This is a genomic window from Chitinophaga pinensis, from assembly GCF_007896845.1.
Classification (GTDB): Bacteria; Bacteroidota; Bacteroidia; order Chitinophagales; family Chitinophagaceae; genus Chitinophaga; species Chitinophaga pinensis_C.
Window position 1 is genome coordinate 129,672 of the sequence record NZ_VOHS01000006.1, and the last position, 24,017, is coordinate 153,688.

Annotated in this window: 21 protein-coding genes; 19 read left to right on the plus strand and 2 right to left on the minus strand. The window is 45.7% G+C overall.

Translation table 11 applies throughout. From position 1 onward, the window contains the following. The first annotated feature begins 175 nt into the window (after positions 1-175). From ilvD to FEF09_RS08395, 14 genes are all read left to right on the plus strand, one after another. On the plus strand, positions 176-1,855 hold the full coding sequence (gene ilvD, locus FEF09_RS08330) for a dihydroxy-acid dehydratase (RefSeq protein WP_146304678.1): 1,680 nt from the start codon (positions 176-178) through the stop codon (positions 1,853-1,855). Then, a complete protein-coding gene (ilvB, locus tag FEF09_RS08335; RefSeq protein ID WP_315898152.1) occupies positions 1,821-3,575 on the plus strand; it encodes a biosynthetic-type acetolactate synthase large subunit in 1,755 nt (584 codons plus the stop codon). Before ilvD ends, ilvB begins: the two co-directional genes overlap by 35 nt. Positions 3,576-3,613: 38 nt before the next feature. Further along, positions 3,614-4,204 (plus strand): acetolactate synthase small subunit, encoded by a 591-nt coding sequence (gene ilvN, locus FEF09_RS08340; RefSeq protein ID WP_089808875.1) that lies wholly within the window; start codon positions 3,614-3,616, stop codon positions 4,202-4,204. A gap of 38 nt (positions 4,205-4,242) precedes the next feature. Further along, positions 4,243-5,286: a ketol-acid reductoisomerase gene (gene ilvC, locus FEF09_RS08345; protein WP_146304679.1), complete on the plus strand. Its 1,044-nt coding sequence runs from the start codon at positions 4,243-4,245 to the stop codon at positions 5,284-5,286. 91 nt (positions 5,287-5,377) lie between these two features. Beyond that, positions 5,378-6,634, plus strand: a complete 1,257-nt coding sequence (gene ilvA / locus FEF09_RS08350; protein WP_146304680.1) for a threonine ammonia-lyase — start codon at positions 5,378-5,380, stop codon at positions 6,632-6,634. Positions 6,635-6,754: 120 nt separating this feature from the next. Next, positions 6,755-7,708, plus strand: a complete 954-nt coding sequence (locus FEF09_RS08355) for an NADP-dependent oxidoreductase (protein ID WP_146304681.1) — start codon at positions 6,755-6,757, stop codon at positions 7,706-7,708. 131 nt (positions 7,709-7,839) lie between these two features. Beyond that, positions 7,840-8,970, plus strand: coding sequence for an NAD(P)/FAD-dependent oxidoreductase (locus FEF09_RS08360; RefSeq protein WP_146304682.1), 1,131 nt, complete (start codon positions 7,840-7,842; stop codon positions 8,968-8,970). 120 nt (positions 8,971-9,090) lie between these two features. Next, complete coding sequence (locus tag FEF09_RS08365; RefSeq protein WP_146304683.1) at positions 9,091-10,797, plus strand: sodium/sugar symporter; 1,707 nt, start codon at positions 9,091-9,093, stop codon at positions 10,795-10,797. 51 nt (positions 10,798-10,848) lie between these two features. Beyond that, positions 10,849-12,330, plus strand: a complete 1,482-nt coding sequence (locus FEF09_RS08370) for a xylulokinase (RefSeq protein WP_146304684.1) — start codon at positions 10,849-10,851, stop codon at positions 12,328-12,330. A 64-nt stretch (positions 12,331-12,394) separates the two neighbouring features. After that, positions 12,395-13,723 (plus strand): xylose isomerase, encoded by a 1,329-nt coding sequence (xylA, locus tag FEF09_RS08375; protein ID WP_146304685.1) that lies wholly within the window; start codon positions 12,395-12,397, stop codon positions 13,721-13,723. A gap of 1,111 nt (positions 13,724-14,834) precedes the next feature. After that, positions 14,835-15,785, plus strand: coding sequence for an aldose 1-epimerase (locus FEF09_RS08380; protein WP_186774245.1), 951 nt, complete (start codon positions 14,835-14,837; stop codon positions 15,783-15,785). Positions 15,786-15,851: 66 nt separating this feature from the next. After that, positions 15,852-16,037, plus strand: a complete 186-nt coding sequence (locus tag FEF09_RS08385) for a CsbD family protein (protein WP_146304687.1) — start codon at positions 15,852-15,854, stop codon at positions 16,035-16,037. 1 nt (position 16,038) lies between these two features. Continuing rightward, entirely contained in the window at positions 16,039-16,188 is a 150-nt protein-coding gene (locus tag FEF09_RS08390; protein WP_012789604.1) for a lmo0937 family membrane protein, read from the plus strand. A 98-nt stretch (positions 16,189-16,286) separates the two neighbouring features. Beyond that, the gene (locus FEF09_RS08395; protein WP_146304688.1) at positions 16,287-17,009 is read left to right on the plus strand and encodes a carboxypeptidase-like regulatory domain-containing protein; all 723 of its coding nucleotides are present in this window, start codon (positions 16,287-16,289) and stop codon (positions 17,007-17,009) included. 177 nt (positions 17,010-17,186) lie between these two features. Here FEF09_RS08395 and FEF09_RS08400 read toward each other — a convergent pair whose 3' ends face one another. Beyond that, on the minus strand, positions 17,187-18,281 hold the full coding sequence (locus FEF09_RS08400; protein ID WP_146304689.1) for a S1C family serine protease: 1,095 nt from the start codon (positions 18,279-18,281) through the stop codon (positions 17,187-17,189). Between the two features lie 48 nt (positions 18,282-18,329). After that, positions 18,330-18,905: an RNA polymerase sigma factor gene (locus FEF09_RS08405; protein ID WP_146304690.1), complete on the minus strand. Its 576-nt coding sequence runs from the start codon at positions 18,903-18,905 to the stop codon at positions 18,330-18,332. A gap of 269 nt (positions 18,906-19,174) precedes the next feature. Here FEF09_RS08405 and FEF09_RS08410 point away from each other — a divergent pair, with 269 nt between their 5' ends. The 5 genes from FEF09_RS08410 to FEF09_RS08430 all read left to right on the plus strand — a co-directional run bounded on the left by FEF09_RS08410 (position 19,175) and on the right by FEF09_RS08430 (position 24,009). Next, the gene (locus FEF09_RS08410; protein WP_146304691.1) at positions 19,175-19,399 is read left to right on the plus strand and encodes a hypothetical protein; all 225 of its coding nucleotides are present in this window, start codon (positions 19,175-19,177) and stop codon (positions 19,397-19,399) included. A 563-nt stretch (positions 19,400-19,962) separates the two neighbouring features. Further along, positions 19,963-20,787, plus strand: a complete 825-nt coding sequence (locus FEF09_RS08415; RefSeq protein ID WP_012789609.1) for a prephenate dehydratase — start codon at positions 19,963-19,965, stop codon at positions 20,785-20,787. A 33-nt stretch (positions 20,788-20,820) separates the two neighbouring features. Beyond that, positions 20,821-21,987, plus strand: coding sequence for a pyridoxal phosphate-dependent aminotransferase (locus FEF09_RS08420; protein ID WP_146304692.1), 1,167 nt, complete (start codon positions 20,821-20,823; stop codon positions 21,985-21,987). A gap of 5 nt (positions 21,988-21,992) precedes the next feature. Continuing rightward, positions 21,993-22,835 (plus strand): prephenate dehydrogenase, encoded by an 843-nt coding sequence (locus FEF09_RS08425; protein WP_146304693.1) that lies wholly within the window; start codon positions 21,993-21,995, stop codon positions 22,833-22,835. A gap of 82 nt (positions 22,836-22,917) precedes the next feature. Beyond that, positions 22,918-24,009, plus strand: coding sequence for a chorismate mutase (locus FEF09_RS08430; protein WP_146304694.1), 1,092 nt, complete (start codon positions 22,918-22,920; stop codon positions 24,007-24,009). The last annotated feature ends 8 nt before the right edge of the window (positions 24,010-24,017 follow it).

Sequence of the window (24,017 nt, forward strand, 5' to 3'; positions counted from 1 at the left end):
ACCAAGTTGGAATTTGGATTTTTGAAAGTACGTTATCCAGTACCACAGCGGATTTGGCCACAAAACGAAGAGATTTGAATACCGGCTAACCGGTCAGTAATTGGTTTGGAACTTGGCTTTTATCACTGCTATTTTGTACCTACTTAAATAGCAACCCGGAAATTTTTATAAACAGATGGAATTAAACAAATACAGCAAAACGCTCACGCAGGATCCAACACAGCCGGCCACACAGGCGCAGCTGTACGCACTCGGTTTAACTGAAGAAGACCTGAAGAAAGCGCAGGTAGGCATTGCCAGTATGGGCTATGACGGTAATCCGTGTAATATGCACCTCAATGATCTCGCACAGGAGGTCAAGAAAGGGGTCTGGGCTAATAATCTCGTCGGACTTACTTTCCATACTATTGGCGTCAGCGATGGTATGACAAATGGTACTCCCGGTATGCGTTATTCTCTGGTCAGCCGTGATCTGATTGCTGATTCCATCGAAACGGTTGTAGGTGCTCAATATTATGATGGTGTGATCACCGTACCCGGATGTGACAAGAACATGCCCGGTTCACTGATCGCAATGGGACGTCTGAATCGTCCTTCTATCATGGTATATGGTGGTTCTACAGCTCCTGGTAAATATCAGGGAAAAGACCTGAACATTATCTCTGCATTTGAAGCGCTGGGCCAGAAAATGGCTGGTCAGCTCAGCGAAGAAGACTTCAAAGGCATTGTACAGCATTCCTGCCCGGGTGCCGGCGCCTGTGGTGGTATGTATACGGCAAATACCATGTCTTCAGCTATTGAAGCATTAGGTATGAGTCTTCCTTATAGTTCTTCTAACCCTGCACTCAGCAAGGATAAAAAAGAAGAATGTCTGTCAGCTGGTAAATATATCCACATCCTGCTGGAGAAAGATATCAAACCTTCTGATATCATGACGCTTGAAGCATTTGAAAATGCTGCTACCGTTGTGATGGCGCTGGGTGGTAGTACCAATGCTGTACTGCACTTCATCGCAATCGCCAAAGCAATAGGTGTGAAATTCGGATTACCGGAATTCCAGCGTATCAGTGATAAAACACCTCTGATCGCTGACCTGAAACCAAGTGGTAAATACCTGATGGAAGATCTGCATAACATTGGTGGCGTTCCATTAGTAATGAAATATCTGCTGAAAAAAGGATATCTGCATGGTCACTGTCTGACAGTAACCGGCAAGACTCTGGCAGAAAACCTTGAAAGTGTACCGGATCTGGAATTCGAAGGACAGGATATCGTTGTACCGGTTGAAAAACCAATCAAAGCGACCGGTCATATCCAGATGCTGTATGGTAATCTGGCAGAACTGGGTTCTGTAGCAAAAATCACCGGTAAGGAAGGTTTAAGTTTCCGTGGTCCTGCACGTGTGTTTGAAGGTGAATATGAGCTGATCGCAGGTATTCAGAGTGGTCGTGTGAAAGCAGGCGACGTAGTAGTAATCAGACAGGTAGGTCCTAAGGGCGCACCTGGTATGCCGGAAATGCTGAAACCAACATCTGCTATCATGGGTGTAGGTCTCGGTAAGAGCGTAGCGTTGATCACAGACGGACGTTTCTCTGGTGGTACACATGGCTTCGTAGTGGGACACATCACACCGGAAGCGGTAGAAGGTGGTACCATCGGCCTTGTACAGGACAATGACATAATTGAAATTGACGCTGAAAAGAATACAATCAACGTGGAACTGAGTGCAGAAGAACTGGCTGCCCGCAGGGCGAAATGGGTGAAACCCGCGTTGAAAGTAACTAACGGTGTATTATATAAATATGCAAAACTCGTTTCAAATGCAACAGAAGGATGTGTTACCGATGAAGCCTGAGCCGGCTGAAAAGCGGACAGCTACGACTGCTCCACTTAATATGACTGGTTCTGAGGCAGTGATCCGCTCGCTCATTGCAGAAGGTGTTGAAACCATTTTCGGCTATCCTGGCGGCGCTATTATGCCCATTTATGATGCCCTTTACGATTTCCAGAATGAAGTTCATCATATACTGGTCCGTCACGAACAAGGTGCTACGCATGCCGCACAAGGCTATGCGCGGTCATCCGGCAAAACAGGGGTGGTCTTTGCTACTTCCGGTCCGGGTGCTACCAACCTGGTGACAGGTCTCGCTGACGCTTACATGGACTCTACACCGATGGTGTGTATTACCGGTCAGGTAGCAGCACATCTGTTGGGTACAGATGCCTTTCAGGAAACAGACGTGATTGGTATCACCATGCCGATCACCAAATGGAACATCCAGGTAACACGTCCGGAAGATATTCCAGGCGCTATCGCCAAAGCATTTTATATCGCGGGTAGCGGCCGTCCCGGTCCGGTACTGGTAGATATCACCAGAAATGCACAGGTTGCGAAATTTGACTTTGAATACAAGAAATGTGATTATATCCGTAGCTACCGTCCCGTACCAAGACTGGATCTTGAGGCAGTAGAAGCGGCAGCAGAACTGATCAATAATGCAAAGAAACCATATATCTTCTGTGGTCACGGTGTATTGTTGTCAGGTGCTGAAACAGAACTGATCGGACTGGCTGAAAAAGCAGGTATCCCGATTGCTTCCACCTTACTGGGTCTGTCAGCCGTACCGGTTGATCATCCGAACTATGTTGGTTATCTCGGTATGCATGGTAACTATGCGCCGAATATCATGACCAATGAGTGTGATGTGTTGATCGCTGTAGGTATGCGTTTCGACGACCGTATCACAGGTGATGTATCACAATATGTGAAACAGGCGAAGGTGATCCACATAGAGATCGATGCAGCTGAAATCAACAAGATCATCAAAGCGGATGTAGCTGTACATGCAGATGCCAAAACAGCACTGGAAGCTTTACTGGCTTTGGTGAAACCTGCAAAACATGACGAGTGGATACAGACATTCCGTGAGGCAGACAAACAGGAAGAAGAAAAAGTATCTAAAAAAGAACTTTATCCTACTGAAGGTGGTTTGAAGATGGCGGAAGTAGTGCGCCTCATCTCTGAAAGAACCGAAGGTAAGGCGATACTGGTAACCGACGTAGGTCAGCACCAGATGATTGCTTCCCGTTATTATCGCTTTAAAGATCCGAATACCAACATCACTTCCGGTGGTATGGGTACGATGGGTTTTGCATTGCCGGCGGCAATGGGCGCGAAAGTAGGTGCACCTGAAAAAGAAGTGGTGGCCGTGATCGGTGATGGTTGTTTCCAGATGACATTGCAGGAACTGGGTACTATCTATCAGTCTGAAATAGGTGTGAAAATAGTGATCCTGAATAACAACTTCCTTGGTATGGTGCGTCAATGGCAACAGCTGTTCTTTGACAAACGTTACTCTTCTACAGAAATGACCAACCCTGACTTCGTACAGATTGCAAAAGGGTTCTTCATTCCGGGTAAAAAAGTGACTGACCGTGCAGATATCGCTGCCGCTGTAGATGAGATGGTCTCTCACAAGGGCGCTTATCTGCTGGAAGTAGTTGTGGAGAAAGAAGACAACGTATTCCCAATGGTGCCTTCCGGCCAGCCGATAGCAAATATCAGGCTCGAGTAGCAGGAAGAAAGGTTCAGCAATCATTAACAACGAACACTATGCAAAAAGAATATACAATAACGGTATATACAGAAGACAGGATTGGTATCACCAGTCGCATAACCGTTATTTTCACCCGCCGTGGAATAAATATCACGAGTCTTACAACGGCTGAAACTGAGATTCCTGGCGTATACAAGTTCATCATCACAGTGCTTTCTGAAAAAGAAAAGCTGGTGAAGATCGTTGGTCAGATCGAGCGACTGATCGAAATCCACCGCGCATTTGTGCATGAAGAAGACGAAGTGGTATATCAGGAACTGGCGCTGTATAAGATCTCTACAAAGGCGCTGCAGAACGGTAATATCGAACTGCTGATCCGTGAGAATAATGCACGTATCCTTACCATCACCGAAGACTACTTCGTACTCGAAAAGACCGGTCATCAGCAGGAGTTGATTGATCTGCAGGCAAAGCTTGCACCATATGGTCTGATCGAATATTCAAAGAGTGGAAGAGTGGCCATTATCAAATGGAGCCGTCGTTTCCACGATCACCTGAAGGAGCTGGAAACACAGCGTCCTGACAACCTGAAGCAGGCAACCTATAAAGAACACACAGAAGTGTCTGCAGAAGAAGAAAGTATCTAGTTTACAACATTTATAAAAAAAACAAACACTATCAAAACATGGCAACCATCAATTTTGGAGGGGTACTGGAAGACGTAGTAACCAGAGAAGAATTCCCAATGGAAAAAGCTAGAGAAGTGCTGAAAGATGAAGTGATAGCTATCATCGGTTACGGCGTACAGGGTCCCGGCCAGGCACTGAACCTGAAAGATAACGGTTTCAACGTTATCATCGGTCAGCGTAAAGATTCTAAAACCTGGGATAAGGCTGTTGCTGACGGCTGGGTTCCCGGTCAGACGCTGTTCGAGATCGAAGAAGCTGCTCAGAAAGGTACAATTATCCAGTTCCTGTTGAGTGATGCCGGTCAGATCGCACTGTGGCCTACACTGAAAACACACCTGACTAAAGGTAAAGCGTTATATTTCTCCCATGGTTTTGGTATTACTTATAAAGACCAGACTAATATCGTTCCTCCTGCTGATGTGGATGTAATTCTGGTAGCCCCTAAAGGTTCCGGTACTTCCCTGCGCAGACTGTTCCTGGCTGGTCAGGGTCTGAACTCCAGCTTTGCTATCTATCAGGATGCAACCGGTAAAGCCCGTGATCGCGTTATTGCACTGGGTATCGGTGTTGGTTCAGGTTACCTGTTCGAAACAGATTTCAAAAAAGAAGTTACTTCTGACTTAACAGGTGAGCGTGGTACCCTGATGGGTGCTATCCAGGGTATCTTCGCTGCTCAGTACGAAGTACTGCGCAAGAATGGTCACTCTCCATCTGAAGCATTCAACGAAACAGTAGAAGAACTGACTCAGTCTCTGATGCCGCTGGTTGCTGAAAACGGTATGGACTGGATGTATGCTAACTGTTCTACTACTGCTCAGCGTGGTGCGCTGGATTGGTGGAAGAAATTCAAAGACGCAAGCCAGCCAGTATTCGAAGAACTGTACGCAAGCGTTGCTGCAGGTAAAGAAGCTGCACGTTCTATCGCATCTAACAGCACTCCTGACTATCGTGATAAACTGAACGAAGAACTGAGAGAACTGCGTGAAAGCGAAATGTGGCAGGCTGGTGCTGCGGTAAGAAAACTGCGCCCAAATAACTAATCAATACAATCAGGAATTAGGAATTAAGGAATTGGGAATTTGATTCCTGTTGCTTAATTCTTAATTCCTGATGCTTAATTCTGAATTACAAATGTCCCAGGTACTAACAAGCGTGAATCCGCTCAACATACTCGATGCTGCGGTGAAGTTAAAACCTGTGGTGAACCGTACCCCGCTTACTTACAGCGCCACGCTCTCCCGCAGGTACAATGCAGATGTCTATCTCAAAAGAGAAGACATGCAGATTGTAAGATCTTATAAATTGCGTGGGGCATACAACCTGATTAGCAGTCTGGATAAAGAAACGCTGTCAAAAGGAGTAACCTGTGCCAGCGCGGGTAACCATGCGCAGGGCTTTGCCTATGCATGCCGTCAGCTGGATATTAAAGGCGTGTGTTTCATGCCGATAATTACGCCAAAACAAAAAGTCAATCAGGTAAATATGTTCGGTGGCGAGAACATTGAGATCAGACTGGTAGGCGATACATTTGATGATTGTGCGGCAGAAGCTCAGGCTTTTACCAAAGCGCACAATATGACTTTCATTCCTCCTTTCGATGATCCAAAGATCATTGAAGGACAAGGTACCGTTGCTGTAGAGATTCTGGAAGACCAGTCGAAGATCGATTATGTGTTCGTGCCTATTGGTGGTGGCGGACTCGCAGCAGGTGTCGGTACTTATTTTAAAACATACAGTCCCCATACACAGATCATTGGCGTGGAACCGGAAGGCGCTCCGTCTATGAGCCGTGCACTGGAGGCAGGCGAACCGGTTACACTGAGCGAGATTGAACGTTTTGTGGATGGTGCCGCCGTAAAAAGAGTAGGTACACTCAATTTCAGTATCTGCAAAGATGTTCTGACAAAAATGCAACTGGTACCGGAAGGGAAGGTTTGCTCAACTATATTAAGGCTGTACAATGAAGACGCTATCGTAGTGGAGCCTGCAGGGGCACTTTCCATTGCGGCGCTTGATTATTACGCGAAAGAAATTGAAGGCAAAAAGGTAGTTTGTGTTGTCAGCGGCAGCAACAACGACATCGACCGTATGCAGGAGATCAAGGAACGCTCCCTGTTATATGAAGGTCTGAAACACTACTTCATCATCCGCTTTGTACAGCGTCCGGGTGCACTGAAAGAATTCGTGAACCATGTGCTGGGACCTGATGATGATATCACACGTTTTGAATTTATTCAGAAACACAACAAGGAAACCGGCCCCGCACTGATTGGTGTGGAACTGAAAAACAGAGAGGATTATGATATCCTCGTGGCTAATTTCCGTAAGTATAATATTCACTTCACTGAATTGAACAAGGACGACAATCTGTTCGGCTATCTGGTTTAACTACTTAGTGATAAACGGCTTCTGAAGGGGCGTTATGTTTTGGTTATAAAACATAATGCCCCTTTTGCATATGTGACAATTACCGTTTTTATCGCTAATTTGAAGACAAAATCTGCAAGTATGAGTAATTTTATGCAGGCGGCTGTATTGCCTGAGTTTGGGCCGGCCACTGCTTTCAGAATTGAGAAAGTAGCGATACCCCTGCCGGGAGCCGGGGAAGTATTGGTCAAAGTAAAGGCCATCGGATTGAACCCTGTTGATTTTAAAACCCGTTCCGGAAAAGGATATGCGTCGTTTCAGACACTGCCGGCCATTTTAGGCTGGGATATAGCCGGTGAAGTAGTAAGTGTGGGTGAAGGTGTGAGTAAGTTTATTACCGGCGACCGCATATTCGGTATGAGTAATTTCCCTGAACCCGGTAATGCATATGCAGAGTATGCTGTAGTACAGGAAGATGAGTTTGCCATTATACCTAAAGATATATCCTTCGAGGTAGCTGCAGGTACCCCACTTGCCGGACTGACCGCATGGGAAGCCTTGTTTGATCATGCCGGTATCACGTGGGGACAACGTATCCTGATTCAGGCCGCTGCAGGAGGCGTAGGTCACATTGCTGTACAGCTGGCCAAATGGAAACACTGTTTCGTGGCAGCGACTGCCTCTGCTGCCAATCATCCCTTCCTTGAACAGTTAGGCGTCGATCAGCTGGTCGATTATAAAACACAAAAATTTGAAGAAGTGCTGGAGGGTATGGACGTTGTCATCGACGGTATGGGCGGTGAAACGGCACTCCGTTCCCTCGATATACTCAATCGCGGTGGCATACTGGTATCCTTGCCGAGTATGTACAAAGATGATCCTGCGGTGATTGCCAAAGCAAAAGAGAAAGGAGTAGAAGTGAAATGGATGTCAGTAAGACCATCCGGAGAAAGAATGGAACAGCTGGCTGCTTTACTGAGTAATAACAGGCTGAGAGTGGAGATCGATCAGACTTTCCCGTTGACTGATATCGTAAAAGCACATCAGGCTTTAGAGAACGGACATGGAAGAGGTAAAATAGTATTAACAGTGTAGCGAGAATGGACAAAGGATTGGAGCTTGATTAATGTCAGGTTGACATCTAAAAATAATGTACATTTGGAGATACAATACATCGCGGGTTCCGACGTTTTGAAAAACAGGCTGTTACGGCCAAATCAGAAAGCATGTTAAGCTACTGGGAGAAACAAAGCCTTTTACAATACGACTACATCATTGCCGGCGGTGGTATAGTGGGGCTTTCTACGGCCGTAAGTCTGAAAGAGAAACTACCGGCGGCGCGTGTATTGGTACTGGAAAGGGATGTATTGCCTACCGGCGCCAGTACAAAAAATGCGGGTTTTGCCTGTATAGGGAGTCTGACAGAATTATTGTCAGATCTCAGGACCATGCCTGCCGAAGAAGTCACTGCCCTCTTACAGATGCGTCGTAACGGACTACACCTGTTGCGCAAGCGGATCGGGGATGAGTATATGGAGTACCGGGAAAACGGCAGCCATGAACTGATCGGGGCACAGGAAGAACATACACTGACAGAAATAGACCGGGTAAACGCCCTGCTGCAACCATTACTGGGCGGCGAGGCGTTTACATTGGTTAATAATAAGATAAAGGGCTTTGGCTTCAACAGCCAGTATGTAAAAGCACTTATCAGTAATAACTACGAAGGAGAGCTCCATACCGGGCGCATGATGCGCTGTCTGATAGACCTCGCCATTACAAAAGGAGTAGAAATCAAAACAGGTTGCAACGTCAGCCGGCTGGAAGACCTGCAGACAGGAGTGCGCGTAGTCGTACCAGCGGGCAATGGAGAGGAGATCGGTTTTATGGCCAGAAGAGTGGCGGTATGTACCAATGCCTTTGCCAAAGAACTGATGCCGGAGATTGACCTTCAACCTGGCAGAGGACAGGTGTTGCTGACCAACGTGATTCCGGACCTTCCCTTCAGGGGGGTATTTCATATGGACGAGGGATATTTTTATTTCCGGGAGCTGGATGGCAGGGTGCTGTTTGGCGGTGGCCGGAACCTCGATTTCGAAAAAGAAGCCACAACAAGCTTTGATCTTAACCAGGAGATACAACAGCAATTGGAAAACCGGCTCCATGACATTATCTTACCAAAGCATTCCTTTATGATCACTGACCGATGGACAGGTATCATGGCTTTTGGAAAGACCCGCCAGCCCGTGATACGGTTCTATACCCGAAATATTGTATCGGGTGTCCGGATGGGCGGTATGGGTGTCGCAATAGGTTCCGCTGTAGGAGAACAACTTTCTTCTCTTCTGACTGAATAAAAATGAAAAACAAACAAATATGCCCAACACGTAGTGAAAAATTTTAAACGTAAATTTTACGTTTATTAAAAATGTTGCTATATTGATTCCTAATTTAATTACCACGTACCACGTTTTTTTATGCAAAAGAGTTTACAATTCCTCGATTATGTTGTTTTCTTAGTGTATTTCGTGATTGTTGCCGGTTACGGTCTCTATATCTACAAAAAGAAAAAACGCGAAACAACAGATTCCAAAGACTTCTTCCTGGCGGAGGGTTCCCTTACCTGGTGGGCTATTGGTGCTTCCCTGATTGCGTCCAATATCTCTGCGGAGCAGTTCATCGGTATGGCCGGTTCCGGTTTTAACATAGGTCTGGCTATCTCCACTTATGAGTGGATGGCAGCTGCAACACTTATCATCGTTGCGGTTTTCTTCCTGCCGATCTATCTGAAGAATAAGATTTATACCATGCCGCAGTTCCTGCTGACAAGGTATAATAAAACGGTAAGTACGATCATGGCCGTCTTCTGGCTGTTGCTGTACGTGGTGGTAAACCTGACTTCTATTCTTTATCTGGGTGCGCTGGCAGTAAATACAATCTCCGGTATTCCTTTCTACTTGTGTATGACGCTGATCGCAGTATTTGCAATCGTGATCACACTGGGTGGTATGAAGGTAATTGGTTATACAGACGTTATTCAGGTATTCTTCCTGATATTAGGTGGTCTGGTGACAACCTATCTGGCATTGAGCCTTGTATCAGAACATTTCGGTGAAACCGGTGTACTGAAAGGCTTCTCCCTGATGACTAAAAATGCTGAAGAGCATTTCCATATGATTCTGAAAAAGGACAATCCGCATTATCTCGATCTGCCCGGTCTGACAGTACTGGTAGGTGGTATGTGGATCGTAAACCTGAACTATTGGGGTTGTAACCAGTACATTACACAACGTGCATTGGGTGCAGATCTGAAAACAGCGCGCAGCGGTCTGCTGTTTGCAGGTTTCCTGAAACTGCTCATGCCGGTGATCGTGGTATTGCCAGGTATCGCAGCTTATGTATTATATAAAGAAGGTGTGTTCTCCTCTGAAATGATGAAAGCAGGTGAACTGACCCCTGATAACGCTTATCCTGTGCTGATGAACCTTCTGCCTGCCGGTATGAAAGGTCTGGCTTTCGCAGCGCTGACAGCAGCGGTGGTAGCTTCTCTGGCAGGTAAAGCAAACAGTATTTCTACTATTTTCTCTCTCGACATTTATAAAGAGATCTTCAACAGATCAGCAGGTGAAAAAGAGATCGTGAATGTAGGTCGTGTTGTGGTAATTGTTGCCATGATCCTCGCTATCATCATCTCTCCGTTCCTCGGTATCGATAAAAAAGGTGGTTTCCAGTTCATTCAGGAGTACACCGGCTTCGTATCACCGGGTATCTTCGCCATGTTCCTGTTAGGGTTCTTCTGGAAAAAGACGACTTCCAATGCCGCGTTATTCGCGATGATCGGTGGTTTTGCAATGTCTATCTTCCTGAAATTCCTGCCTAACTGGACGGATCTGTCTTCCCTGTATGATCTGGGTATGGCAGTACCTAATGCGGCAGGTGTTTACGAAATTCCGTTCCTCGATCGTATGGGTATCGTGTTTGCAGTTTGTGTAGTGGGTATGATCGTTATTTCTCTGGCAGCTCCTGCTAAGAAACAGGTGGTTGTTGGTGGTACGCTGGTAACTGAGGGTGAGTCAAAAGGCCTCGAAGTAGATGCGTCTATGTTCAAACCTTCTACTGCATTCACCGTGATCGCATTGCTTATCTGTGGTATCCTTGCGGCACTGTACACTATCTTCTGGTAATCGTACGCTGCTGAAACAAATTAACCATCAAGAAACGAAGAAGATTGCGCTATGAGATATACGATTGGATACGATATCGGTTCCTCCTCTGTGAAAGCAGCGCTGCTGGATGTGGAAACAGGGAAATGTCTCGCCACAGCTATCAGTCCCGCACAGGAAATGCCTATGCTGGCACCTGTAGCCGGATGGGCAGAACAGGACCCGGAAATGTGGTGGCAGGAGGTTCAGAATGCTACAAAAAAACTACAGCAACAGCACCCCTTTGACGGGAGTGCTGTTGCCGGTATAGGAATCGCTTATCAGATGCATGGTCTGGTATGCGTGGATAAAGACCAGCAGGTGCTGCGTCCTTCTATTATCTGGTGCGACAGCCGCGCCGTTGAAATAGGGAATGAGGCTTTTAATAGTCTCGGCCATAACTGGTCCCTGCAATACCTGCTGAATTCACCCGGTAACTTTACAGCTTCTAAGCTGCGCTGGGTGCAACAATATGAACCGGAGATCTACAACCGTATTCACAAGGTGATGCTGCCGGGCGACTTTATCGCGATGCGGCTGACCGGTGAAGCGGCTACTACTGTTTCTGGTCTGTCAGAAGGGATCTTCTGGGACTTTAGCGGTCGTCAGGTTTCTCCTGTATTGTTAAAGCATTATAATATTGACGAAAGCCTGTTGTCTGCCATTGTACCAACATTTGGTCTGCAGGGAAAAGTAAACGCACAGGCAGCAGCCCTGCTGGGTATAGCTGCTGGTACACCGGTTACTTACCGCGCAGGTGATCAGCCTAATAATGCATTCTCACTGAATGTACTGAAGCCGGGTGAAGCCGCTACTACCGCAGGTACTTCCGGAGTAGTCTACGCAGTACACGATCATATCGCTTTTGATGAAGAAAGCCGTGTGAATACGTTCGTACATGTCAATGACTCAAAAGAAGATCCACGTAACGGTGTACTGATGTGCCTTAATGGTACAGGTATTCTCAACAGCTGGTTAAGACAGGCAACCGGCAACCTCGATTACAATGAAATGAATATACTGGCAGGCAAAGCGCCCGCCGGTTCCCGCGGTTTACAGATCTATCCTTTTGGTAATGGTGCAGAACGTATCCTGAGCAATAAGGAAACAGGAGCTGTATTTAATGGTCTCAACTTCAATATACATAGCCGCGAACACCTGTTGCGCGCAGCACAGGAAGGGATCGTTTTTGCCCTGAAATATGGTATGGATATCATGACGGATATGGGTCTGAATATCCAGCGTGTAAGGGCAGGACAGGCGAACATGTTCCTTAGTCCGCTTTTCCGTGAAGTATTTGCCAACACCGCCAATGTGGTGATCGAACTGTATAATACAGACGGCGCTCAGGGAGCGGCAAGGGCTGCCGGGATAGGGGCAGGACTCTACACAGAACAGGATGCATTCCGCGGCATGGAATGTCTGGCTACCATAGAGCCGGATGCCGCATTGCAACAACAGTACGCTGGTATCTACGACCAGTGGCTGCAAGGCTTACAGCGCATTATTAAGTAACTGAATTACACGTTAGCAGTTACATTACATACACACACGTATTGGTTCAAAAAAAAGAAAGACAATGAGTATTACTTTAGGGAATCAGGAATACTTCAAAGGCATTGGTAAAATCGCCTATGAAGGACCTCAGTCAACAAATCCGTTTGCCTACAAATGGTATGACGAGAACAGAAAGATCGGTGGCAAGACCATGAAGGAACTGTTTCGTTTTGCAGTATCCTACTGGCACACCTTCTGTGGTACCGGCGGAGATCCGTTCGGTCCGGGCACCAAAGCTTTCCCCTGGTTAACTGCTACTGATGCAGTGCAGAGTGCGAAAGATAAAATGGATGCTGCATTTGAATTCTTCACTAAATTGGGCGTTCCTTACTACTGCTTTCACGATGTGGATCTGGTAGATGAAGGTGCATCGATCAGCGAGTACGAAAGCCGTATGCAGCAGATTGTAGCGTATGCACAAGAAAAACAAAAAGCCAGTGGTGTGAAACTGCTGTGGGGTACTGCGAATGTATTCAGTAATCCGCGCTATATGAACGGAGCTGCTACTAATCCTGACTTCGCTGCTGTTGCCTACGCCGGTACGCAGGTGAAAAACTCCCTCGATGCAACAATTGCATTGGGTGGTGAAAACTACGTATTCTGGGGCGGCCGCGAAGGTTATATGACCCTGCTGAACACGAACATGAAGCGCGAACAGGAACATCTGGCCCGCTTCCTGACAATGGCAAAAGATTACGCACGTAAACAGGGTTTCACCGGTACATTCTTTATTGAACCAAAGCCTTGTGAGCCTACCAAACACCAGTACGATTATGATGCTGCTACCGTAATAGGTTTCCTGCGTCACTTCGGACTGGATAAAGACTTTAAACTGAATCTGGAAGTAAACCACGCAACCCTGGCAGGCCATACCTTCCAGCACGAACTGCAGGTAGCTGCCGATGCTGATATGTTGGGTAGTATCGACGCTAACCGCGGAGATGCACAGAACGGCTGGGATACTGACCAGTTCCCGATGAACCTGAACGATATGGTTGAATTCATGCTGGTGATTCTGGAAGCAGGTGGTTTCGCTGGCGGCGGTGTGAACTTCGATGCGAAAACACGCCGTAACTCAACTGATCTGGAAGATATCTTCCATGCACATATCGGTGGTATTGATTCCTTCGCGCGTGCTGCTGTTATCGCAGAGAAAGTGCTGGAACAGTCTCCATACAAACAGTTCCGCAAAGATCGTTACGCTTCATTCGACAGCGGTAAGGGTAAAGATTTCGAAGCGGGTACGCTGACACTGGAAGACCTGCGCAGCTTTGCCATAAGCAACGGTGAGCCTAAGCATATCAGTGGTAAACAGGAATGGCTGGAGAATATCATCAATCAATATATCTGATCAGCTGATCATTGTTGAGTTGAAAATATGAGACAGTCCTGCGTTATGCAGGACTGTTTTTTTTTAGGAGGATTATAAATTGTTGTTGTCAGAATTAATAAAAAGAAGTCCACGCTCTTTACAGTGATACTCTTCATTGTAACACTTGTGTGTAGAATAGCTTTTACCGATAGGCATTATTGCATCTCAATGTTTCTGCATTGGTACTTTGATAGGAGAATGAACAGATGAACAGTCGGTAATAATAGTATTACAGGGCATTTCCCTTAACACACCCGTGAGTAAATAGCTTTACCGATAGTCATTACTACACCCAATGTTTCCGCATTAGTATTTGATAAGAGACATGCATGAACAGGAGAACAGTCAGTAATAGTAGTATTACAGGGCATTTCCCATTATCACGCCCATGAACAAATAGCTTTACCGATAGTCATTACTACACCCAATGTTTCCGCATTAGTATTTGATAAGAAAATGAATGAACAGATGAACAGGCAATGATAATAGTATTACAGGGCATTTCTCATTATCACATCCGTGAGTAAATAGCTTTACCGATAGTCATTACTACACCCAATGTTTCCGCATTAGTATTTGATAAGAGACATGCATGAACAGGTGAACAGTCAGTAATAGTAGCATTACAGGGCATTTCTCATTATCACGCCCGTGAACAAATAGCTTTACCGATAGTCATTACTACACCCAATGTTTCCGCATTAGTATTTGATAAGAGAATGCATGAACAGGTGAACAGTCAGTAATAATAGTATTGCAGGGCATTTCTCATTATCACGCCCGTGAACAAATAGCTTTACCGATAGTCATTACTACTCCGCAATGTTTCCGTATTGATATTTAACAAGAGAATGAACTCCTGATAGCAAAACCGCTTTAGGAAATATGAGGTGATTACCCGGTCGGGAAGGAAAGGTACGCCCGCAATGTGCCATAAAGTTTGCGTAACTTTCCGTGCGTGATAAGCAGTTGCATGATTGTCCAATGTTCAGCTGAGAAATTGGGGTATGTTCAGCACATTGTGCACTGAAGTTTTAAATAGATGATTACTGCTGAAATGCAGACTATCTCAATAAACCGACCATTACATATGTTTTCTGTAGAACAATTTCATAAAGACGGTTTTGATATCATTGCATTGAAGGATGACCTCAATGATATACAGGTGGAGATCATTCCTGCGCATAGCGCTATGCTGCATGCATTCAGGATACCTCATGGAACAGAAGAACTGAACATCATTGATGGGTATAGTAATCTGCAGGACTATCAGGCGAATAAGGCGGAGTACTTTAAAGGCGCTAAGCTGAGCCCCTTTGCCTGTCGTATTCCCGGCGGGCGCTATGAATGGGAAGGGAAGGAGTATATTATAGAGAAAGCAATTACTCCCGGCAGCTGCATCCATGGTTTGTTATATGACGTGGCTTTTGATATAGTGGAATTGCACGCGAATGAAAGAAGTGCAATAGCTGTATTACGTTATCAGTATAAAGGAGAAGATAAAGGATATCCGTTTCCGTACGATTGCGAAGTGACGTACCGTTTACAACCGGATATCCGGCTGGAGATAAGTACTACCATTAGTAATCATGCTGCTACTGCTATACCGCTTATGGACGGCTGGCATCCTTATTTTACAACTGGTACGCCTATAGATGACATGGAACTGCAGTTCGCATCGGAACAGATAGTGGAATTTAATGCGCAGCTGATTCCAACCGGTAGGGTGTTACCTTATGACAGGTTTCTGGAATCTTCTCCTTTGGAGGGTATTCCGCTGGATAATTCCTTTCTGCTCAACTTCGGCCAGCATGCTTCTTCCTGCACGCTGAGAGACCCTTTAAAGCACATAGCAATCACTTTTTACCCGGATAGCAGTTATCCTGTATTGCAGCTGTATATCCCGCCACACCGCAGGAGTATTGCGATTGAGAACCTGACCGGGCCGCCCAATGCCTTTAACAATGGTATGGGGCTGATCTCCTTGCCAGCAGGAGAAAGCAGGACTTTTAGCACAGGGATTTCCGCTGCCGCGTGGTAGAAAAAGGTCTCCGTTGGCATAGTCTTTGGAACTTTATCTGTATTGTTCACCCAAAAAAGATATGTTATGGATACTTTAGAACTCAAGGGCAAATGGAATGAGCTTAAAGGAAGAATTAAGCAGCAGTACGCTGATCTTACAGATGATGATTTACTGTACGAAGAAGGTCAGGAAGATCGTTTGATAGGAAAACTCCAGCAGAAATTAGGCAAGTCACGTGATGAAATTATTAAACTCTTAAAATCTGCGTAAAATGGGAAGTCTGTTATATATCATAGCTGTAATACTCATTATAGGCTGGTTGTTAGGCTTCTTCGTTTATTCAGCAGGTGGGTTGATCCACATCCTGCTGGTGATTGCGATCGTAGCTATCCTCCTTCAGATCATAAGGGGGTCAAGATGAGTCTATTTTTTTAAATATCATGCGAAACCTCTCAAATACTGAGAGGTTTTTTTCGTTATTTTTTTAGGATATTGCTTGTAGAATAATTCATCAGCTACATGAAAAGACTCATTACCGGAATATTATTCCTGTTCTGCTGCTGCGGCCTGCTGGCTATAAAGGTACAGGCGCAGGTTACAGTGACGGGAACTATTATGGACAAGGAAAACAAGCTTGTCCTTCCGTATGCAAGCGTAACGAACAAGAGCACAGGCCGGCGCTCCTATTCAGACAAGGGCGGTTTTTACAAGATTGCTGCCAGTCCGAAGGACGTCATCGTATTCTCCTTCCTGGGGTATAAGTCCGATAGTCTTGTCGTTATACAAGCAAGTGGTACGGAAACCCGGAATGTCTCCCTTGTAGTTGAATCCCGGCAGTTGCATGGGGTTGACGTCGGGGCACAGTATAGTCCTTATCAGGCGGACTCCATTGCCCGTAGGGAACAGTTTGGCTATATCCTTGACAAAAAAGATATGCCGTTGGCTGGTGGTAATACGCCGGTAGGGGCAGGCATTGTGTTTAGCCCTTTCACCCGGTATTCGCGGAAAGAGAAGCAGAAGCGGGAGTTTAAAAAGATTTTCGCGAAGGCGGAGCAGGAACGCTACATAGATTCAAGATATACAGCGGCATTTGTGAGTAAAGTGACCAGTCTGAAAGGAGATTCTTTACAGCTGTTTATGCGGGACAACCATCCGGATCATAATATGCTGCGGACAATGCCACAGGAAGACCTGATCTATTGGATTACGGATAAATACAAGGCCTGGGTGAAGAAGAATTAATTCAATAGCTTACCCCGGACTATAAACATAAAGCGAAAGGGAGCGGTTCTTCACGAGCCGCTCCCTTTCGCTTTATCACAGGAGGTTATTGGCTTTTAATTTCTGATTCAATTAGTAACGGCCACCCTGTTTCCAGAGTGGCCGTTTGCATGCAGAGGCCAATAGAAAAATATCTTATCAATTATAGACTTTCACCATGTAAACAAATTCTTCCAATTTCTTCACCTGCTCAACGCGGCTTAGTCCTTCGAGTTTATTGTTTTTATGGTTCCATTCTTTTTTAGGCAGTTTGTCTTTCGGCATTTGTTCCAGCAGACGTTTCAGATGTGCTGATTTCACTGCGAAGGCGATACCATCAGCAGTTGTCTGTTTGCCGGTTACGATACCTACTACGTCACCTTTGTTGTCCATTAGCGGAGCACCACTGTTGCCGGGGTTAACCGGGATAGACACCTGATAGGCCGCGCTGTCACCGTTAAAGCCGGTCTGAGCGCTGATGTAACCTTCTCCGTAAACGATCTCATCTCTTGGATACCCCAAAGTAAAAACCTGTTCACCACGCATTGCACGCTGTGGTTTCAGAGAGTAAGGCAGTGGCTGACCTTTGAAAGTGGAGTCAGTGATCTTAAGGATGGCCAGATCGGCAGTGATATCCTCAAATACGCTGGCTGCTTTAAAGGCTTCGCCTTTGGTATTTTGAATATAAATGGAGTCGGCTCCTGCTATGACATGATAGTTAGTCACGACATAACCGTTATTAGATACGGCAAACCCGGTGCCACCATAAGTGCCGGGGTTGGCAGGTGCTTTTTTGGAGCTGTTGATATCGTTGATGAGGGCGTTCTGTGAGCGCTGAATATGGTTCAGTACGCGTCTTACATCCTCATATTCGGCAGTAGTCTTTTGTCTGCTTGCTCTTTGCATGAGCGCGATAGTAGACACGGAGGTCAGCAGAGCTATACCGGCAGCTGCGGCCATATTGATGAGCAATCTTCTGCTGATAGAGAAGACTTTCTTCGGTTCAGGCGTCGACGAAGGTGCAATTGATACATGTTTATTAGCCAGACCAGCATGGATTTTATCCATTTTCTCCTGTAACGCTGACCTGCGTCCAAAATACTCCAGCTGTTTAATGAGCTGCTGGTGTGCCAGCACTTGCTCATTGACCGCCGGGTCGGACTGGCGGAGCGCTTCAAAAGCAGTTTTTTCCTGCTCGTTCATTTCGCCCTCCAGATAGCGTTCAATATCACGTATCAATGAAAATTCGTTCATCCCTGTAACCGCTTTTGCAGATCTGTCAGGTATTACACCTGTCAGGTCCTAAGATTTATATTGTTCGAAAAATAGTTTCTTGAGCCTCATCAGGCATTTGTATTTCTGATTCTTGGCATTTTCTGAGTTCGTATACCCGAATTTCTCAGCAATGTCCTGCATCGAAAGTTTCCTGACATAGTAATCTTCAAGGATGGTCTTGCAGGGCTCACCCATGCTGCCCATTGCCTTTTCCATGATCCTGAACTGCTGGTCTTTCTCCTCATGCTCAGCGATGGCGTTAGTGTCATCGGCAGGCAGTACCTCTTCCAGTTCATCGGGGAGGGCCAGTTGCCAGCTTCCCGTTTGTAACCGCTTTAACCACATATGACGGCAAACTGCATACAGGTATGTTTTCAGTTTGCTATAAAGGTCAAATTCTCCCTTCTGCGCCTTTTCGTATAAAACGATCATCGCCTCCTGGAAAAGATCTTTAGCGTCATCTTCAGACCCATTATACTGTAAAACCATTCTTAATATGGAAGGATAATTCTCCGTATAGATGGTCGCCAGCGCTCTGTCGTCATTCCTGGTTAATCCCAGTAGTAATTCCCGATCCCGTTCTATGTTCTGATTATGCTTCACTTATTAATACGATTAAATGGCTTTGGTAACCCAAAGTAGCAGAAAAAAAATCCAAATCCCAAATCAGACAGAACACTTGTCTTTTCAGCCGGTTGTTTAGGCACCTGTTTCATATATAGTTTGGTATCTATATAGGAAAATACCTTGCCGGAACCTGAAATTGAGGCAAAAAGAGGGTGAAAAAAATTTTTTTAAAAAAAGTGGGTTACCTTTTTTCAAACCCGGTATAAAGAGTAAATAATATTTCAAAAACCTAAAACATAGTCAAAATGAAAAATGCTCTGAAAATCGGTTTCTTTGCTTTAGCTCTGGGTGTATTCGTAGCTTCTTGCGGTAATGGTGGTTCTGCTTCTACAGAAGATACTACTGCTTCTGCTGCAACTATCGATTCAGCTGCTGCAACTGTTGATACAGCTGCTGCTACCGTTGATTCTGCTGCTGCTGTAGTAGATTCAGCTAAAGCTACCGTTGATTCAGCTAAAGCTGCACACTAATCGACCTGGTAAGCAAATAAAAGGCTTTTATATAACCGCTCCGTCTCTGACGGGGCGGTTTTTTTTTCGCTAAGCCCCTTCGTTTAGGCTTGTTTTTGAACAAAATGTCGAAAAGAATGGCATTTGTTAGAAATAATGTAATTTTTGACAAAGACGCTTGGACAATTCAAATCGTGGTGTATTTTTGTCAGGCAATTAAGCAAATATGATACAGCAAACAACCTTTGGTTACTTTTATGGTTTCTATTATTTCTGGTACCAGAAATAGGGAGGTCGTTTGTAGTACTCGAATATAAAAGAAACTAGCAAAGGCCTCCCGGATAGGGAGGCCTTCTTTTTTTCCGACAAAGTCAATAACACGCATTTATGTTACGCCGTTTCAGCCTTTATTTCTTTTACTTTTTCTTTTACTTCTTTTGCGTCGTAAAGGCCGGGACTCTTTTGTAATAAAATGCACGAATAAAATAACTGCAAATAAAAAGGGTCCCGGCTCCACCGGGGCCCTTTTTCATTTTATACGGTAGTTGCTACAGCAACTACAAATTCAAACCAAACATTAAAAAATGCGTATCGCGATCCAGGGTTTTGAAGGATGTTTTCATCAGATAGCAGCAGAGGCTTATTATGGTAAGGGAATAGAGATAGAATGTTGCGCATCCTTTCCGGAACTCGTTAAGAAAGTAAGTAAACAGAAAGATGCAGACGCTGGCGTGATGGCCATCGAAAACTCCATCGCCGGCAGCATTCTGCCTAACTATTCGCTGTTAAAAAACTCAGGTCTGCACGTAATCGGAGAGGTTTACCTGCATATCAGACAACACCTGATGGTATTGCCGGGTCAAACCTTGGAGGATATACGCGAAGTACACTCACATCATATGGCGCTGCTCCAGTGTACAGAGTTTCTGGAAAAGCATCCGCATATGAAACTGGTGGAAACAGAAGATACCGCGCTGAGTGCCAAACACGTTGCGCAGAAGAAACTGAAAAGTACGGCAGCAATAGCTGGTAAACTGGCTGCTGATATATATGGTCTGGAGATCATCGCACCAAATATCCATACCATCAAGAACAACTATACCCGCTTCCTGGTTATTTCTCCCAACGGAGTTACACCAGCGCCGGACGCCAATAAAGCCTCCGTTTACTTCCAGACCTCTCACGAGCGCGGAAGTCTGGCAAAAGTGCTGACACAGGTCGCACAGGCAGGGATCAACCTGAGTAAAATACAGTCGTTCCCTATGCCTGCAAAAGAATGGAACTATTACTTCCATGCGGATTTCGAATTTGAAAATCTGAGCCACTTTGAAAAGAGTATCAGTAAAATTCAGCCGCTTACAGAAGATCTTAAGGTATTAGGGATCTATCAGAAAGGAAACACTCATTAATCACATACATCAGGACGCGGAAAACAAAGCATTATGAACTTACAGGTAGCAAAAAGGCTGCAGCAGACGGAAGAATATTACTTCTCCAAAAAGCTCAGGGAAATAGACGAGATGAATAAAGCAGGCGCTAAGGTGATCAACCTTGGTATTGGTAGTCCGGATCTGCCGCCTCATCCTTCCGTTATTTCCACACTGCATGAATATGCACAAAAGCCTGACACCCACGCATACCAGGGCTATAAAGGTATCCCGGCACTTCGTAAAGCGATGGCCGACTGGTACCAACGCTTCTATGGCGTTTCGCTGGATCCTGAAAAGGAAGTGCTGCCGCTGATCGGGTCTAAAGAAGGTATCATGCATATCTGCATGACCTACCTGCAGGAAGGAGATGAGGCCCTTGTACCTAATCCCGGCTACCCGACCTATCGTTCTGCTGTAAACCTGAGCGGTGCAACCGTAGTAGACTACGATCTGGAAGAAAAGAACGGATGGCTGCCTGATCTGGATGCACTGGCTAAAAGAGACCTGAGTAAAGTGAAACTGATGTGGGTGAACTATCCGCATATGCCAACAGGCGCCCGCTTTAATGAGGAGTTTGCACATAAACTGATCGCATTCGCGCAACAGCATAATATCTTAATTTGTCATGATAATCCTTATAGCTTTATCCTGAACAAACAACCACAGAGTCTGCTGCAGACGCCGGGGGCAAGAGAGGTAGTACTCGAACTGAACTCCCTCAGTAAATCATCCAATATGGCCGGCTGGCGCGTAGGTATGCTGGTAGGCAAGCAGGAATGGATCAATGAAGTACTGCGTTTCAAGAGCAATATGGACTCCGGTATGTTCCAGCCGCTGCAGATGGCCGCTGTGAAAGCACTGGAGCTAGGTCCGGAATGGTACGCAGAACTGAACGGTATCTATGAAGGCCGCCGCAGGAAAGTGTTTGAACTGCTGGAACTGTTGAACTGCACTTTCGATAAAAATCAGGTAGGACTGTTCGTATGGGCAAAGATTCCTGCTGAGGCAAAAGACGGATTCGCATTGACAGATGCCATCCTCCAACAAGCACAGGTTTTTATCACACCAGGCGGTATCTTCGGTAGCAATGGCAACGGTTATATCAGGGTAAGTCTCTGTAAGGATGAGAAAGTATTCGATGAAGTGCTGGATAGGATAAAAACAAAATTTAAGCAGTAACAGTCATGATCGCAACTATAGTAGGAACAGGATTAATCGGAGGTTCACTGGCTATCACCCTTAAAGAAAAGGGTGTGGCTAACTGGATCATAGGGGTAGACCAGAGCGAAGCTAACCTGATAAAAGCACAGGAGCTGAAGATCATTGACGAAGGCGCATCCCTGAAAGATGCTATGCAGCGTTCAAAGCTGATCATACTGGCCATACCGGTTGATGCACTGCTGCAGATATTGCCAACTGTAATGGATAACGCAGGACCTGAACATGTCATCATGGATGTAGGTTCTACAAAAGAAAAGATACTGCAACTCGTTGCCGGTCATCCCAACAGAGGACGCTTCGTAGCGGCTCACCCGATGGCCGGCACGGAGTATTCAGGGCCTGAAGCTGCTATTAAAAACCTCTTCACGCAAAAGACGATGGTACTTTGTGATGTGAAGAACAGCGATGAAGATGCGCTCGAAGTAATAGAAAACCTGGTAGATAAACTGCAGATGCGCCTTGTATACATGAACGGTGTAGAGCATGATCTGCACACAGCATATGTATCACACATCTCTCACATTACCTCTTTTGCACTGGCACTGACAGTACTGGAGAAAGAGAAGGAACAGGGCCGCATCTTCGAACTGGCAAGTGGTGGTTTTGAATCTACTGTAAGGCTGGCAAAAAGCTCCCCTGATATGTGGGTACCGATTTTTAAGCATAACCGCAATAATGTGCTGGACGTACTGGATGAACATATTAATCAGTTACAGCAAATGAAGCAGCTGCTGGAAAATGAAGATTACGAAACATTTTACAAACTGATCCAGAAATCAAATAAGATCAGGAAAATACTGAAATAGCCGATAGTCGGATTATAACAAGAAAACAAACAATCACAGGATTATGGACGACTATCGTCTATGGTCTGCAAAGCGTCAAACGATGGAACAGATTCTCGCAAAAACAAAATTCTCCGATCCGACTTCAGATAAGAAGCCGTTGATCATTTCCGGTCCATGCAGTGCAGAAACCGAAGAACAGGTACTTGATACAGCCCTGAGACTGGCTAAAACCGGTAAAGTAGACGTATTGCGTGCCGGTATCTGGAAACCACGTACCCGTCCGGGATCTTTCGAAGGTATCGGTGTTACCGGTTTACCATGGTTACAGAAAGCAAAAGAACTGACTGGTCTTCCACTGGCAGTAGAAGTAGCTACCGCTAAACAGGTAGAAGAAGCACTGGCACATAACGTTGATATCCTGTGGATCGGCGCCCGTACCACTGTAAACCCATTCTCTGTACAGGAAGTTGCTGACGCACTGAAAGGTGTGGATACAACTGTATTGATCAAAAACCCGATCAACCCTGACCTCGAACTGTGGATCGGTGCTGTAGAGCGTGTACGTAACTCCGGCATCAACGAGATCGGTCTGATTCACCGCGGTTTCTCCAGCTACGGTAATACTGAATACCGTAATGCCCCAATGTGGCACCTGCCAATTGAAATGAAACGTCGTATGCCTGAACTGCCAATCATCTGTGACCCAAGCCACATCGGTGGTCGTCGCGATATTCTGCAGGAAATTGCACAGGAAGCGGTTGACCTGGATTATGATGGTCTGATGCTGGAATCTCACATCGATCCTGACAAAGCATGGAGCGATGCTAAACAGCAGGTTACTCCGGAAAGACTGGCAGAAATTTTGGAAGGTATCACATGGCGCCATGAGCATACCAACAAGAAAGAATTCAACTCTGCACTGGATAAACTCCGTGGTCAGATCAACCAGATCGACGACGAAATACTGCTGCTGCTCGGCAACCGTATGAAAGTGGCTGAAAAGATCGGTCTGTACAAGAAAGAGAACAACGTGACCATCCTGCAGACAAACCGTTGGAATGAAATTCTGGAGCGCGGTATTGCCAAAGGTGAGAAACTGGGTCTGACAAAAGATTTCATCCTGAAATACTTTGATGCAGTACATCTGGAATCCATCAACAGGCAGAACAGAGTGATGAACGAAGACAAATAGACACAACA

Bases quoted from the DNA above. Each gene is read 5' to 3' on its own strand.
- FEF09_RS08395 (WP_146304688.1), top strand. From the start codon at position 16,287: ATGAAAAGACTCATTACCGGAATATTATTCCTGTTCTGCTGCTGCGGC.
- ilvD (WP_146304678.1), top strand. From the start codon at position 176: ATGGAATTAAACAAATACAGCAAAACGCTCACGCAGGATCCAACACAG.
- FEF09_RS08390 (WP_012789604.1), top strand. From the start codon at position 16,039: ATGGGAAGTCTGTTATATATCATAGCTGTAATACTCATTATAGGCTGG.
- FEF09_RS08420 (WP_146304692.1), top strand. From the start codon at position 20,821: ATGAACTTACAGGTAGCAAAAAGGCTGCAGCAGACGGAAGAATATTAC.
- ilvN (WP_089808875.1), top strand. From the start codon at position 3,614: ATGCAAAAAGAATATACAATAACGGTATATACAGAAGACAGGATTGGT.
- ilvA (WP_146304680.1), top strand. From the start codon at position 5,378: ATGTCCCAGGTACTAACAAGCGTGAATCCGCTCAACATACTCGATGCT.
- FEF09_RS08365 (WP_146304683.1), top strand. From the start codon at position 9,091: ATGCAAAAGAGTTTACAATTCCTCGATTATGTTGTTTTCTTAGTGTAT.
- FEF09_RS08425 (WP_146304693.1), top strand. From the start codon at position 21,993: ATGATCGCAACTATAGTAGGAACAGGATTAATCGGAGGTTCACTGGCT.
- xylA (WP_146304685.1), top strand. From the start codon at position 12,395: ATGAGTATTACTTTAGGGAATCAGGAATACTTCAAAGGCATTGGTAAA.
- FEF09_RS08430 (WP_146304694.1), top strand. From the start codon at position 22,918: ATGGAACAGATTCTCGCAAAAACAAAATTCTCCGATCCGACTTCAGAT.
- FEF09_RS08355 (WP_146304681.1), top strand. From the start codon at position 6,755: ATGAGTAATTTTATGCAGGCGGCTGTATTGCCTGAGTTTGGGCCGGCC.
- ilvB (WP_315898152.1), top strand. From the start codon at position 1,821: ATGCAACAGAAGGATGTGTTACCGATGAAGCCTGAGCCGGCTGAAAAG.
- FEF09_RS08370 (WP_146304684.1), top strand. From the start codon at position 10,849: ATGAGATATACGATTGGATACGATATCGGTTCCTCCTCTGTGAAAGCA.
- FEF09_RS08360 (WP_146304682.1), top strand. From the start codon at position 7,840: ATGTTAAGCTACTGGGAGAAACAAAGCCTTTTACAATACGACTACATC.
- FEF09_RS08410 (WP_146304691.1), top strand. From the start codon at position 19,175: ATGAAAAATGCTCTGAAAATCGGTTTCTTTGCTTTAGCTCTGGGTGTA.
- FEF09_RS08385 (WP_146304687.1), top strand. From the start codon at position 15,852: ATGGATACTTTAGAACTCAAGGGCAAATGGAATGAGCTTAAAGGAAGA.
- FEF09_RS08400 (WP_146304689.1), bottom strand. From the start codon at position 18,281: ATGAACGAATTTTCATTGATACGTGATATTGAACGCTATCTGGAGGGC.
- FEF09_RS08415 (WP_012789609.1), top strand. From the start codon at position 19,963: ATGCGTATCGCGATCCAGGGTTTTGAAGGATGTTTTCATCAGATAGCA.
- ilvC (WP_146304679.1), top strand. From the start codon at position 4,243: ATGGCAACCATCAATTTTGGAGGGGTACTGGAAGACGTAGTAACCAGA.
- FEF09_RS08380 (WP_186774245.1), top strand. From the start codon at position 14,835: ATGTTTTCTGTAGAACAATTTCATAAAGACGGTTTTGATATCATTGCA.